This window comes from Stygiolobus sp. CP859M (assembly GCF_037389975.1).
In the GTDB taxonomy this organism is placed as follows: Archaea; Thermoproteota; Thermoprotei_A; order Sulfolobales; family Sulfolobaceae; genus Stygiolobus.
On sequence record NZ_JBBHKS010000005.1, the window covers coordinates 28,236 to 40,256 of the forward strand.

Here is a 12,021-nt window from a genome sequence, read left to right on the forward strand (position 1 = left end):
AATGTACATAAAAAGGGGTTCTTTAATCAGTTTTTTCTCAAGCGGTTTCCCTTCTCACGTTAGGGGTAAAGCTATAGACTTAAGTTCACCGGATCAAAGAACTTTTTTCTCACCGTTCAATGGAAAGCTCCTCAGAGCCGAAAAATTCTTTATAGGGAGACCTAACAAATACGTTAAGTCCAACTACGATTATATGCTCACTTTCTTGATTAAGGATAAGAAGATTAAGGTATTACACGTAGAGCCAATAATAAATGAGGGAGAGGAAGTTAAGGAAGGACAAGTAATAGGGTATTTTGTTAACTCCCCTTACACTGGAGGAGACTTTTTACACGCCCATATCGAGGGAGTAACATTTAAGTTCCGCAAGGTGTCCGATTACAAAGAGTCGAGACGTGGAAAAGTCGTTTTAGTCACTGAGAATTATTTCGATGTGGAGGTAGAAGATTACGCGTCAGCGGGTAATCTCCACGGTGTGGGTTGTTGTGGAGGACTACTTAACACCAGCTACCCGTATGCTTGTTACGGGGGGATTATAGGCGGTTTTAATGGTCAACTCTCCTTTTTCAGTATAAATTTAGGCAGACCCGTTAACTTTAAGAAAAAGAATGTAGTTCTCTTTGAAGGAAAGAGGGGGTTAATCAAAACATGGGAACAAAAGGCATCGTTTAAGATCCTAGCTAATCAACCTGTCTGTGGTAAAGCGTTTTTTGAAGCTGTGCTATCCTACGATGGAAAACCGAGGATAAGGTTTTTTAGAAAATATAACGGAAATTTAGGGGATAGAATTGACCTCGGAGAAATTATTAGGTATTATATGGGATGATAGGTTCAGGGACATATCGTTTTCTCACCACATGATAAGGGATATTTCTAAAGAGAGAATTAGGAGGTTCATAGAAATAGCGAGAAGAAAACTCCAGTTCGTAGAAATTAAACCTGAGTTAGCTACCTTAGACGATCTCCTCGAGATACACTCGAAGGATTACATCAATAGGCTTAAAGAAGTCAGTGCTTTGCCATATTCTGGATATTTGGATGGAGGGGACACTATTCATTACCCTGGTATATTTGAGGACGTATTACTTGTGCTTGGCGCCTCGAAGACTGCGTTAAAGTTTTCCTCATATATAGATTTTATTTACGTCCCACTCGGCGGTTTCCATCACGCTACGTACTCCAGACCAATGGGTTTCTGTCCTATAAACGACGTAGCTTATCTTGTTTTTCAACTACTTAAAAGAAAGGAAAAAGTGGCAATAATAGACGTTGACGCCCACCACGGTAATGGGCTTCAGGAGTATTTGTATGATAAGCCCGTGTTGAAACTAAACATCTTTGCTTACGACGGCAAGTTTTTCCCTGGTACTGGAAGGGTTGAGGAGAGGGGAGAGGGAGAGGGAAAGGGGCTTAATTATAATTTTCCGTTACCTCTTAGATCGGGAGACGATGTATTCGAAATAGCGTTGAGAATTCTCGACATAGTTGAGGAATATGACCCGTCTTATATTGTTGTGATCTCTGGGGTAGACGGTCATAAGGATGACGGGCTTAAGTCACTGGAGTTGACGTGTAATTCGTATAACCTTTTGGGCTTGAAGGTGAGAAGGTTGGCTAAAAGTGCTAAAGTTATTGGATATGGTGGAGGGGGATATGGGAAGATGTCCTCCGAATGTATGGTGAGTTTCCTAGTCGGTCTCAGTGGTAAGAAAGAAGAGCTAGAAACTCCTACAATCTCGAATTTAGAGAATATAAAAAAAGCTAAAGAGACTTTATCTATCCTCTTATCTTTCCCTCAGCACTTTACCTAAATCTTCAGCCAGTTTCAACATTGCACCTAAAGCGTAACTTGTGTCCTTGTTACCTAAGGCACCTACCAATCCGAACGTTCCTACAGGCTTCACATTTGGTAATTCTTGTACCCACATCTTCATTGCTATGCCCATCTTCTGCATTAAAGCTAATATAGCGTCTACGAATTGCGGATCACCGAACACCTCAAATAACTTCATCATCTTATCGATAACTCCTGCCTTCTGTAACTCAGCCATCCTTTCAAGCAGCGATAACATTGAGGTGAAATCGACTTGAGTGAGTAGTTTTACAGTTTTTTCGCTCGTTAATTGTTTCATAACTGGGGATAGGGCTATTAGAGCATTAAGTGTCGCATCAATATCAATCGTCTCTAATAGTTTGAGGGTCTTCTCACCCGTTAGTTTTTGTAATATTGGGATCGACCTCTCGGCTACTGTGAGTAGTGCGTCTACATCAAGTGATTGTAGGAGGGATAGAGCTTTATCACTTGTTAGTTTTTCTACCATTGGCCATAGTGCTTGTATTTTTGTTATTTGGTCCATTCCGAATGAGATGAGTGTGTTAATTAAGTCAGCCTTCTGTACAGCATCAAGCAAGTCTATTGACTGCTGAAGCAAGTTTAATAGCATATCTAACTGGCCTTTCTTCTGCATGTCATTGAGGATCGTTGTCGTTTTCATGAGTACTGGCATCAGGCTTTCAGTAGTCTGGAGTAAGGCGTCTATGTCCATACTTTGTAGTGCTTTTAGTGCTTTTTCACTTGTCATCTTTTGCATTAGTGGTAGGAGTTTTTCTGTAGCGTCAAGTAGTGCGTCTACATCGAGTGATTGTAGTATTTTTAGCGCCTTGTCACTTGTCATCTTTTGCATTAGTGGTAGGAGTTTTTCTGTAGCGTCAAGTAGTGCGTCTACATCGAGTGATTGTAGGAGGGATAGAGCTTTATCACTTGTTAGTTTTTCTACCATTGGCCATAGTGCTTGTATTTTTGTTATTTGGTCCATTCCGAATGAGATGAGTGTGTTAATTAAGTCAGCCTTCTGTACACCATCAACTATAGAAACAGCTTGGTCAAGTAATCCCATCATTAAGTCCAACTGACCCTGTTTATCCATTTCAGTTAATTTAGTAGTCACTTTTTCAAGTGCAGGTAAAGCGTCTATTAACTTAGAGAGCTTTTGTATATTCTCAGGGTTAGTGAGTTTTTCGAGAGGGTCTTCGAATGTCTGAGCCACTTTTATCTCCTCTTAACTTTATTATAGTTTGTATTTTATATACTTTAATATGACAAAGTACGCGGTTATAACGACAAACTTGGTAACCAGAATCCCTGAACTGAGGCAAGCCTTAGCAGGTAAGAAGATCGTTATCACAACTCTCACGTTCTCTAAAGCACTTAAAATGGGGGTAAACCCATCTAATCTTCTTGATAACGATGTGTGGATAAGGGCTTACTCCCATAAACCCATCAAAATTTCAGGTCTAGATGAAGCAGATTCGGAATCGGTCTTGGTAGCACAAGAGCTATCTGCTGAATTGTTTACAGATAACGAGAATGTGGAAAAAATAGCTAGGAAGATGGGGATTGTTGTTTTTCGCTACCCTTAACTAGCATCTTAAGAATTATATGAGGAGGGAACCCACCTGGTATCTCTACGTTCTCGTTAAGAACGATCTTCGGAACGTTTAACACTCTGTATTTTTTACCTAGTTCTTCATACTCCGTAACGTCTATTATCTCTAAGCTGACACTTTCATTTACTATAGATATCTGATACAATAGTTCAGCAGCTATAGGACATTTTGTACAATCAGGTGTTACGAAAAGCTTTATGTTACCCCTTACTTTTACCGCTTCTGCCTTTTCCTTTTCATCAAGCTGCACTGCATGGTTTGCAACTCTGATTAGTGAGTTAAGAAAGGGCCACAACTCGTTAGCTGTGGGAATACCGTAGTAAGTGAAGAAGAGTCTGTTATTTTTTAAAACTTTTATGTAAGGCTTGTCACAACTATCCTTTTCTATTATATTATTGCCTTCAGTGAGCTTGTCTACCACTTCGTCCGCTTTACATTGCTCAATGGTAAGCCCTTTTATGAACTTGGAGTATTGGGAGATAATTGGGTCATAACTCATAAGAAATACCTCAAGCTCTCTATACCCTCTAAAGCCTTAATTAATTTCTGTTCTAATTCTTGCATGTCTGAGAACCTTCTTTTTATCAATACCATGTTATTGTTAAGCTCGTAAGTAACTGGCTCTCCTAAGCTTTGTGTTATTCTTGCAGCCCTAGCGTATCTTATGCCCATTTCTACTAAATCATCAAGACTTTCTTTACCGGTAGGTAAAGGGATTGGTAATACTATTTCGTTTAATGCTTTATCTATATAAAACGAGTATCCTTCCATCTTTATTACGAGCTTATTTTCAGCCTCCTCTAGCTCAAATCCCCTTTTCTTAACGTAATCGGCTAATGACATACAAATTATCTTTACTCTATGAATTATAAAATTTGGCTAAGACGGTTAATTCCACAATTTTAGAAATTTTAGTTTAATTCGTTAGTTCTATTTAATTAAAAATTAAATAGTATATATTCAACCAAAGAAATCATTTTAAAATGTTTAAATAACAATAACTATTTATCAATTTATTTGTAAAATTTCAAATTTACTAGATATTACAAAGCCTGATATAATAACGTTGTTATTTTACCATCTAGTAAGACAAATAAGTCACAAATCTAGATCACTTATAGTTGTCTACGTCCAAATCGAACTCGTTCCTAGCTGCGTTTAGTACGACCTCACTTAGGGATGGGTGGGCAAATATCGAGAAAGCTAGGTCCCTAATTGTTAATCTCTTCCTAACTGCTAATGCTAACAAGTTAACTAACTCCTCGGCAGAATCTCCTATAACTTCTGAGTAAACTACTGTTCCGTTCTTGTCTATTCCTATAGCGGAGAACCCCTCCCTAAAACCTCTAATTATGGCTCTCGTATTTGCAGCATAAGGAAATTTCACGAACTTTTCAACCTTTCTTTTATCACCCACAACCCCTATTTGAGGATCAGTGTAAATCACTTGTGGCGTCCCCTCGTAATCCATTTCTTCACAAGACCCCAGAATATTTAGGGAAGCTACTATGGCTTCCATATATGCTAAGTGGGCAACCCTAATCTCCTTATCAATTACGTCACCGATAGCGTAGATACCTTTAAGTGAGGTCTCTAGTCTTCTGTTCACAATAATCCCGTTTCTCGTAGTCTCAATTCCTATTTTTTGTGTACCCTTAGGTATTGAGGGCATCCTTCCAGTAGCGTATATTATGATCTCTCCTTCATATTCACCTTTGTCTGTGATCACCTTACCGTCCTTAATTTTCTTCGGTGTAACACCCTCCAGAACGTTGACGCCGTCAAAATCCAATCCGTTCATTAAAACGCGTCTTGTTTCCTCTTCAATTTCCTTGAGGACTTTGCTTCTAGATAAAAGTGTTACTGAAGAGCCAAGTTTTGCGAATATCTGGGCTATCTCAGTTCCTGCTACGCCCCCTCCTATAACAACCATAGAAGAGGGGACTCTACTCAATCTTACGGCTTCATCCTCGCTTATTGCGTTCTCAATCCCCTCAATCGAGGGAGTATTAGGTTTCGAACCGGATGCGATAATTATATTACGAGCCGATATTTTTTCACTATTTACACTCAGCTCGTTCTTACCCAGTATCTCCGCCTCTCCTCTTATAATCTCTCCACTAGAAGACTTAATTAATCCTTCTCCTGCGCTCCGTAAGTATTCTATGATTTCATCCCTCTTACGGAAAAAAGTGGATCCGTCTAATGAAACTGAAATAGTAATTCCCTTATAATCTCCGATCTCCTTGAGTCTAGAATATAAAAAAGATAACTCAGATAAAAAAATACTAGGTACACAGCCGTAATTTACGCATGTACCTCCTATGTTCTCCTTCTCTATTACAGCTACCCTTTTTCCCCTTCTCCCGAGCAGTACTCCGGCAGCATACCCTGCAGTTCCACCACCTATTATCGCGACATCAAAATCCATACTTACTCAGAAGAATAATGATCTGTCGGCATCAAATAATAAGTCTATTAGTGTCGAACCGCCCACTATTTCTACTCCGTCCACTACATCACTTTCGTTCATGTGGCACATGTCCTTTAGGCTTTGGACACATACGTACATCTTCACACCGTTGTCTTTAGCCATATCGAAGAAGTGTATGAACGGGTTTCCTCCTTTCCTCCTTTCTTCTTCTTGCCATTTCTTGCTTAATAATAGTGGTCCTTTTATCATAAAGAAGACTTGTGCTTCATATTCCATTGATGCTGCTATTGATGCCATAAAAAGTGGTGCGTACGTCCTATCTAGGTCATCTGGACCATGTGTTACCACGATTAACACTTTTTTCTTTTGTTCTTCGCTCATCAAGTACCCCTCAACTAATAATTAAAAAAGCTTACTTAAATTTTTTATCAAACAAATTAACAGAAGACACTATATTTATTTCGTATATTTGATATCAATTAAATAAAAAAGAAATATTTTTCATTAATTTCAATATCAGGAAAGCTTATATAATTTTAATTAAAAATAATAATTGGGAATACAAATGGGAGAGCAGAAAAAACTCTCAATAATCGTCTTCTCAGGCACAGTAGATAAGTTAATGCCCGTTGGTATTTTAGCATCTGGAGCAGCGGCAGCGGGATATGAAGTGAATCTATTCTTCACTTTTTGGGGATTAACAAATATAACTAAACAAGGTTTACAGAATCAACCAGCCCCTATTGACAAGAACTATGAAAAGTTCGGTCCGATGATGATGCAAAAAATGCAAGAAATGAAGTACCCAATGTGGTATCAACTAATTGAACAAGCAAAAGAGGTAGGAGAAGTCAAAGTATTTGCTTGTAGCACCACCATGGAGTTCTTCGGAATAAAGAGGGAAGACCTAGCTAGCTTTGTTGACGATGTTGTAGGAGTTGCAACTTTCCTAGACAGAGCAGAAGGAGGAACTGTATTATTCATTTGAGGTGAATAAAATGACAGAAGTTAAAATAGCCAAAACCTTAGACGCAAGGGGAATGTATTGCCCTGGTCCAGTAATGGAAACGGCTAAAGCTATAAAGCAAATCCAGGTAGGAGAAGTTCTTGAGGTCTTAGCTACAGACCCCGCAGCCAAACCGGACATTGAAGCGTGGGCTAGGAGGACTGGGCAACAAATATTAGACGTACAACAGCAAGGTGGAGTAACTAGAATTCTAATTAAGAGAGTAAAGTAAAGGTAATATAATAATTTATTTTTTTAACAAAATTTATAAGTAACTTTTCGATTAATCTATTTGATAGGTATGTCTAAAGTTATACCGCTACCAGATGATCCAAGAGTAATGGACATGGCTTACATAGATCAAGCAATTGAACCAGAAGAGATGAGAAATTTCCATAGCTCATTATCGGCAGAAGAGGCTGAACTCGCAAAGAAATTCTGGGAAGCCGTAAAATCAGATTTTAGATTTAATGAGTATTTGAGGGGATGCTTAAACTGCGGCGTATGTACTTCTGGGTGTCCAGCTGCAAAATTCTATGATTATGGACCTAGAGAAATGATACAGTATATGATGAGAGATGCAGCTGATAAGATATGGGAATTTACCAACAAGAAAGTATGGGCGTGCGTTCAATGCTATACTTGTTCTATGAGGTGTCCATTTAATAACGAAATAGCTGGATTAATAATGCTTCTGAGGGAATATGCAGTCCAATTTGGACTTCCATCCGCAAAAGAAATATTAGCCCCATATAGAAGAGTCTTGTACACTGTGATCACGACAGGTAACCAAGTAACTCCAAATATGATTCAGCCTGATGCGTTCCCAGATTGGGGTCCACAAGCGGTCGAAGAGTCAAAGAATATGGATGTATATAGAAAGGCAGTTCCGGTCGATCTATTGCAAAGGACTGATATAGGTTGGCAATCTTCTCTACAAACCGCGGTTGAATTAATGACAATTTTCATTGAATCAGGTGCGATGGACTCGATAAAGAAGGTAGATGAAGATCTATACGAAATGATCATGGACATATATGAAGAGAGGAAACAACAACTAGAGGAAATAAGAGAAAAATGGGAAAAAGGAGAATTAAACGAAGATGAATTGCCTGACAACTGGATGGACTTATAAAGGGAAAGATTCAATATTTGTGTAAATTTATGTATTTTTTACTTATTTAGTATCTATGAATAAATGGTTTAAATGAAAGTTTATATATTATAAACTACATAAATTGATGTAAAGGTGTAAATTATGACAAGTCAAGAAGAGAAGAAGATGCAGGAGGCAATAAAAGAAGCTTTTCCTTATGCAGATAGCGTAGATTGGAATGAAGTATATCAGAGGATTATATATAGATATAGTACTCCTCACGGTATTCAACACGTTAAAGAGGAATTACATAAGTTAGAAGACGAGGGAGAAGTAATAGTTCATCATATAAAGCCCTACAATAATCCGGTGGAAGTTCAGACTATTAATGGATTACCTAAGAAAATACCCACAAACAAACTATGGAACCACAAGAGTTGTGGACAATGCGGACATATTCCAGGTTATCCCACTTCAGTTTTCTGGATGATGAACAAGGCTGAGATAGACTATTTAGATGAACCACACCAGACTTCATGCACTGGCTGGAACTATCACGCTTCTGGTGCTTCTAACCCTGTAACCTTAGCTGGAGTTTATGTAAGAAACATGTGGAGAGCTTATGAAACTGACTACTTCCCGTTAATACATTGTGGTACGTCTTTCGGCCATTATAAAGAAATTAGAAACATGTTAGTCTTACATAAGGAGATAAGAGACAAGTTAAGGCCGATAATGAGAAAGCTAGGAATGGACATCGTGATCCCTGAAGAAGTAGTACACTACTCAGAGTGGCTATTCGTAATGAGCAAGCAGCTAGCACAGCAGAAGAAATACGATCTAAGTAATGTCAAAGCTGCAGTTCACACACCGTGCCACGTTTATAAGCTAGTTCCCGATGATACCGTATACGATCCGAAAGTCTTCGAAGGTAGGAGACCTGCAGCACCTACTGGTACTGTAATGAACTTCGGTGCTAAAATCGTAGATTATTCTACTTGGTGGGACTGCTGTGGATTTGGTTTCAGGCACATATTAACAGAAAGAGAATTCAGCAGGAGCTTCGCGTTATTTAAGAAGGTAATTCCTGCAGTAGAGGAAGGACATGCCGACGTATTTGTAACATCTGACACTGGATGTGTAACGACACTAGACAAGAGCCAGTGGGCTGGAAAAGCTCACGGTTTTAACTATAACTTACCAGTTCTAGCAGACGCACAGTTTGCAGCAATTGCAATGGGTGCAGATCCATACAAGATTGCTCAAATACATTGGCACGCAACTGATGTTGAAGGTTTCTTAAGGAAAATAGGTGTACCAGTTGATGACTACAAGGAGAAGTTCCTACAGTATCTAGCTGACTTAAGAGAAGGCAAAGCCCAGCCCGAATACTTGTATACTCCTCACAGAAAGATTGATTTCTACCTAACATTACCTGATAGAGTGAAGTGGTATAAGGGAGAAAAAGCTGTACAAAAGTGAAAAGCAAAATTTTTTAAATTAATTTTATTTAATAAATGTTAGGATTAGGTGATTAAATGGGCGGAGAAAAAGTTCTAGTTATTGGTGCAGGACCAGCTGGTCTTTCAGCAGCGAAGGAGTTGGCTAATTTAGGAGTTAATGTAGTATTGGTGGAAAGAGAATCATACTTAGGTGGTACTCCTAAAAAGCTTAAGTATAGTCTATTGTTCCCTAACCTAGTTCCTTCTGAACAAGTTATTGATCCTCTGATTAAAGCAGTAGAAGAGAGTAAGAATGTAAAGATCTATAGGGAGAGTATTGTGGATAATGTGAAGCAAGAAGGAAGCGGTTTTGTTGTAGGTATAAAAGATAAAACTGGTAAAGTGATTAACGAGAAAGTTAATGCAATTATAGCTGCATCTGGTTTTGAACACTTCGATTCAAGGAGGAAATACGAGTATGGTTACGGTATAGTCCCCAATATTTATCAGATATCAGACATAGAGAAAATGTTATCTGACAATAAGCTAGTAACTACGAAAGGGACACCGCCAAAGAGGGTTGCTATATTATTGTGTGTAGGTTCAAGAGATGCTACGGTAGGTAATACATATTGTTCTAGGGTATGTTGTGCAGTATCAATCAAACAAGCAATGGAGATAAAGCAGAGAATACCTGATGCAACTGTGCATATCTACTATATGGATATAAGAACATATGGTCTAATGGAAGATAGATTATATTGGAAGGCTCAATTAGATTATAGAGTAGGGTTTATAAGAGGTAGGATATCAGAGTTTATGAGAGGACCTAACGATACTGTAATAATTAAGGGAGAAGATACAATGAACTTAAACAGAGCGCTAGTAGTTCCATATGATATGGTGATATTAGCTAATGGTATGGAGTTAGGTTTAGGTTCAAAACAAGTAGCTAAAGTTTTAGGCTTAGAGCTAGAACAGCATGGGTTCGTAAAGCCGCTTGACGAGCACACCTTACCAATTCAGTCTACTAAGAAGGGTATATTCTTAGCTGGTGCGATAACTGGTCCTAAGACGATATCTGATTCAATAACAGAAGGTTATGCAGCTGCAATGAAAGCTTATGAATATATAACTAAAGGTATATGGGATGAGCCCGTACAGGTAGAGGTGGCTCATCATTAACACTATTTTTTTAAATCCTGATTATGTAAGAGATATTTTTAATGCAATGTTAGATAAGGATGTAAATAATACTTATAGTGATCCTAAGAAATCTTTCTCCGTAATTTTGGATTCTATGAAGAGGAAATCTGATTTCCTCATGAACTTAGAAATTAGGACTGAGGAAGATCGTAAAAAACTATTCGAAGTGTTTTTCCACCACAAGAAGTTTTATTCCCAAGTGGCTGAAAGTACTCCCTTGTCTGAATTTTCCACCTTGTACTCCAAGATGAAGGATACTTCTCTACCTTATGATGATAGAGTTAACATGTTCATAAACTCCGTAAAGGGGATGGAACTAAAAGATTCGAGAGATATGGCCAGAGAACTTTTACATTATCTTCAGCCTACAGATTTTCCCTTATGGAATAGATGGATTTGGAATGAAGAGAAGAATTCGGGTTCGATAACTTATGTCCTTAAGGATAACGTGACCTTAAATAACAAGAATGATTTTATATCTGCTGTGAATGAACTAAAAAGTATTTTATCAATTTTTGGCTTAGATACCTCGAATTATTATCCCACTACACTTTTTTTGGTTTATTCGTACGTAAGGTATTTAGACTATACTACGCACCTTGCAATAGACAAAAAGGCGGCGGGGTTACTCCCCACTCATCTTTCCACAACCGCCTTAGTTTTAGGGTTAAAACCCTTCTTAAAGGTGGTGAAATATGCCCATTCCTGAGTTGGAAAAATCTATAATAAAAGGTGTAATTCAAAAAGATAAAGTAATAGTAGACGGAGTAGAAATAGACGGTACATGGAACGCATTTTTAGTTGAGAGAACACAAACGGGGTACGACCCCAGTGTATGGGACGAGATCGCTAACACTCTAGAAGGATATACAATCAGCGCTTGTTGGCAATGCGGTACTTGTACTTCAGGATGTACTATGAGAGAATACGATCCTAACTACGGTCCGCGAAAGTTCATAGACCTCGCTAGAAAAGGTGATAAACAAACATTGATAGAACTACAGAACAGTATATGGAGATGTGTGTCCTGCCAGAAGTGTACCCACAGATGTCCTAAGGGTGTGCTAGTTGAGGAAGTAGTTCATGCAATCCATAATTATTTGCTAAAGCACGGGCTAGTTAAGAAGGACCCTGGTGCAATATTCGACGAGTTATTCCTTGAGACAGTTATGAATAACGGAGGAAGAATATCGGAATTATCTCTCGGAGCAGCATCAGCTAAGGCCGGATTCGTATCATTAGGAATAAAAGATCTTATAATGATGAGTGGAGCTATGTTGAGGTCTGGTCTGTTTAAGGAGTTAATGAAACCAAGTAAAGTTAAGAACTGGGATAGGATAAAGAAAGTATTAGAGGAAGCAATGAAGGAGGAGGTGAGAGCAGAATGACC

Annotated in this window: 15 protein-coding genes; 10 read left to right on the plus strand and 5 right to left on the minus strand. The window is 38.5% G+C overall.

The genetic code is table 11. The annotated features are described in order from the left end of the window. The first annotated feature begins 1 nt into the window (after position 1). Positions 2-826 (plus strand): hypothetical protein, encoded by an 825-nt coding sequence (locus tag WIW72_RS00765; protein WP_337702302.1) that lies wholly within the window; start codon positions 2-4, stop codon positions 824-826. Then, positions 783-1,811, plus strand: a complete 1,029-nt coding sequence (locus WIW72_RS00770; RefSeq protein WP_443294736.1) for a histone deacetylase family protein — start codon at positions 783-785, stop codon at positions 1,809-1,811. Before WIW72_RS00765 ends, WIW72_RS00770 begins: the two co-directional genes overlap by 44 nt. Here WIW72_RS00770 and WIW72_RS00775 read toward each other — a convergent pair. Next, positions 1,785-3,047, minus strand: coding sequence for a DUF1641 domain-containing protein (locus WIW72_RS00775; RefSeq protein WP_337702300.1), 1,263 nt, complete (start codon positions 3,045-3,047; stop codon positions 1,785-1,787). The genes WIW72_RS00770 and WIW72_RS00775 overlap by 27 nt on opposite strands. Positions 3,048-3,096: 49 nt before the next feature. Here WIW72_RS00775 and WIW72_RS00780 point away from each other — a divergent pair, with 49 nt between their 5' ends. Then, on the plus strand, positions 3,097-3,420 hold the full coding sequence (locus WIW72_RS00780) for a hypothetical protein (protein WP_337702298.1): 324 nt from the start codon (positions 3,097-3,099) through the stop codon (positions 3,418-3,420). Here the strand turns inward: WIW72_RS00780 and WIW72_RS00785 are convergent. The 4 genes from WIW72_RS00785 to WIW72_RS00800 all read right to left on the minus strand — a co-directional run bounded on the left by WIW72_RS00785 (position 3,383) and on the right by WIW72_RS00800 (position 6,262). Further along, a complete protein-coding gene (locus tag WIW72_RS00785) occupies positions 3,383-3,946 on the minus strand; it encodes a thioredoxin family protein (RefSeq protein ID WP_337702297.1) in 564 nt (187 codons plus the stop codon). The two genes, WIW72_RS00780 and WIW72_RS00785, sit on opposite strands and share 38 nt — an antisense overlap. Beyond that, positions 3,943-4,290 (minus strand): hypothetical protein, encoded by a 348-nt coding sequence (locus tag WIW72_RS00790; RefSeq protein ID WP_337702295.1) that lies wholly within the window; start codon positions 4,288-4,290, stop codon positions 3,943-3,945. Before WIW72_RS00790 ends, WIW72_RS00785 begins: the two co-directional genes overlap by 4 nt. 268 nt (positions 4,291-4,558) lie before the next feature. Continuing rightward, entirely contained in the window at positions 4,559-5,878 is a 1,320-nt protein-coding gene (locus WIW72_RS00795; RefSeq protein WP_337702294.1) for a dihydrolipoyl dehydrogenase family protein, read from the minus strand. Positions 5,879-5,884: 6 nt separating this feature from the next. Continuing rightward, on the minus strand, positions 5,885-6,262 hold the full coding sequence (locus WIW72_RS00800) for a DsrE family protein (RefSeq protein WP_337702292.1): 378 nt from the start codon (positions 6,260-6,262) through the stop codon (positions 5,885-5,887). Positions 6,263-6,446: 184 nt separating this feature from the next. Between WIW72_RS00800 and WIW72_RS00805 the strand changes: the two genes are divergently transcribed. The 7 genes from WIW72_RS00805 (at position 6,447) to WIW72_RS00835 (ending at position 12,019) form a co-directional block, all read left to right on the plus strand. Next, positions 6,447-6,869: a DsrE/DsrF/DrsH-like family protein gene (locus WIW72_RS00805; protein ID WP_443294718.1), complete on the plus strand. Its 423-nt coding sequence runs from the start codon at positions 6,447-6,449 to the stop codon at positions 6,867-6,869. Between the two features lie 10 nt (positions 6,870-6,879). Further along, the gene (locus WIW72_RS00810; protein WP_156007737.1) at positions 6,880-7,119 is read left to right on the plus strand and encodes a sulfurtransferase TusA family protein; all 240 of its coding nucleotides are present in this window, start codon (positions 6,880-6,882) and stop codon (positions 7,117-7,119) included. 69 nt (positions 7,120-7,188) lie between these two features. Further along, a complete protein-coding gene (locus WIW72_RS00815) occupies positions 7,189-8,022 on the plus strand; it encodes a 4Fe-4S dicluster domain-containing protein (RefSeq protein ID WP_443294719.1) in 834 nt (277 codons plus the stop codon). 123 nt (positions 8,023-8,145) lie between these two features. After that, positions 8,146-9,465 (plus strand): CoB--CoM heterodisulfide reductase iron-sulfur subunit B family protein, encoded by a 1,320-nt coding sequence (locus tag WIW72_RS00820; protein WP_337702287.1) that lies wholly within the window; start codon positions 8,146-8,148, stop codon positions 9,463-9,465. A gap of 56 nt (positions 9,466-9,521) precedes the next feature. Continuing rightward, on the plus strand, positions 9,522-10,610 hold the full coding sequence (locus tag WIW72_RS00825; RefSeq protein ID WP_337702285.1) for a CoB--CoM heterodisulfide reductase iron-sulfur subunit A family protein: 1,089 nt from the start codon (positions 9,522-9,524) through the stop codon (positions 10,608-10,610). Positions 10,611-10,656: 46 nt separating this feature from the next. Continuing rightward, positions 10,657-11,340 (plus strand): hypothetical protein, encoded by a 684-nt coding sequence (locus tag WIW72_RS00830; RefSeq protein WP_337702283.1) that lies wholly within the window; start codon positions 10,657-10,659, stop codon positions 11,338-11,340. Continuing rightward, positions 11,327-12,019 (plus strand): 4Fe-4S dicluster domain-containing protein, encoded by a 693-nt coding sequence (locus tag WIW72_RS00835; RefSeq protein WP_337702282.1) that lies wholly within the window; start codon positions 11,327-11,329, stop codon positions 12,017-12,019. The genes WIW72_RS00830 and WIW72_RS00835 overlap by 14 nt, the downstream gene beginning before the upstream one ends. Positions 12,020-12,021 lie beyond the last annotated feature (2 nt).

Coding starts and splice junctions, on each gene's coding strand:
- WIW72_RS00765 (WP_337702302.1), top strand. CDS start 2: ATGTACATAAAAAGGGGTTCTTTAATCAGTTTTTTCTCAAGCGGTTTC.
- WIW72_RS00780 (WP_337702298.1), top strand. CDS start 3,097: ATGACAAAGTACGCGGTTATAACGACAAACTTGGTAACCAGAATCCCT.
- WIW72_RS00785 (WP_337702297.1), bottom strand. CDS start 3,946: ATGAGTTATGACCCAATTATCTCCCAATACTCCAAGTTCATAAAAGGG.
- WIW72_RS00790 (WP_337702295.1), bottom strand. CDS start 4,290: ATGTCATTAGCCGATTACGTTAAGAAAAGGGGATTTGAGCTAGAGGAG.
- WIW72_RS00795 (WP_337702294.1), bottom strand. CDS start 5,878: ATGGATTTTGATGTCGCGATAATAGGTGGTGGAACTGCAGGGTATGCT.
- WIW72_RS00800 (WP_337702292.1), bottom strand. CDS start 6,262: ATGAGCGAAGAACAAAAGAAAAAAGTGTTAATCGTGGTAACACATGGT.
- WIW72_RS00805 (WP_443294718.1), top strand. CDS start 6,447: ATGGGAGAGCAGAAAAAACTCTCAATAATCGTCTTCTCAGGCACAGTA.
- WIW72_RS00810 (WP_156007737.1), top strand. CDS start 6,880: ATGACAGAAGTTAAAATAGCCAAAACCTTAGACGCAAGGGGAATGTAT.
- WIW72_RS00815 (WP_443294719.1), top strand. CDS start 7,189: ATGTCTAAAGTTATACCGCTACCAGATGATCCAAGAGTAATGGACATG.
- WIW72_RS00820 (WP_337702287.1), top strand. CDS start 8,146: ATGACAAGTCAAGAAGAGAAGAAGATGCAGGAGGCAATAAAAGAAGCT.
- WIW72_RS00825 (WP_337702285.1), top strand. CDS start 9,522: ATGGGCGGAGAAAAAGTTCTAGTTATTGGTGCAGGACCAGCTGGTCTT.
- WIW72_RS00830 (WP_337702283.1), top strand. CDS start 10,657: ATGTTAGATAAGGATGTAAATAATACTTATAGTGATCCTAAGAAATCT.
- WIW72_RS00835 (WP_337702282.1), top strand. CDS start 11,327: ATGCCCATTCCTGAGTTGGAAAAATCTATAATAAAAGGTGTAATTCAA.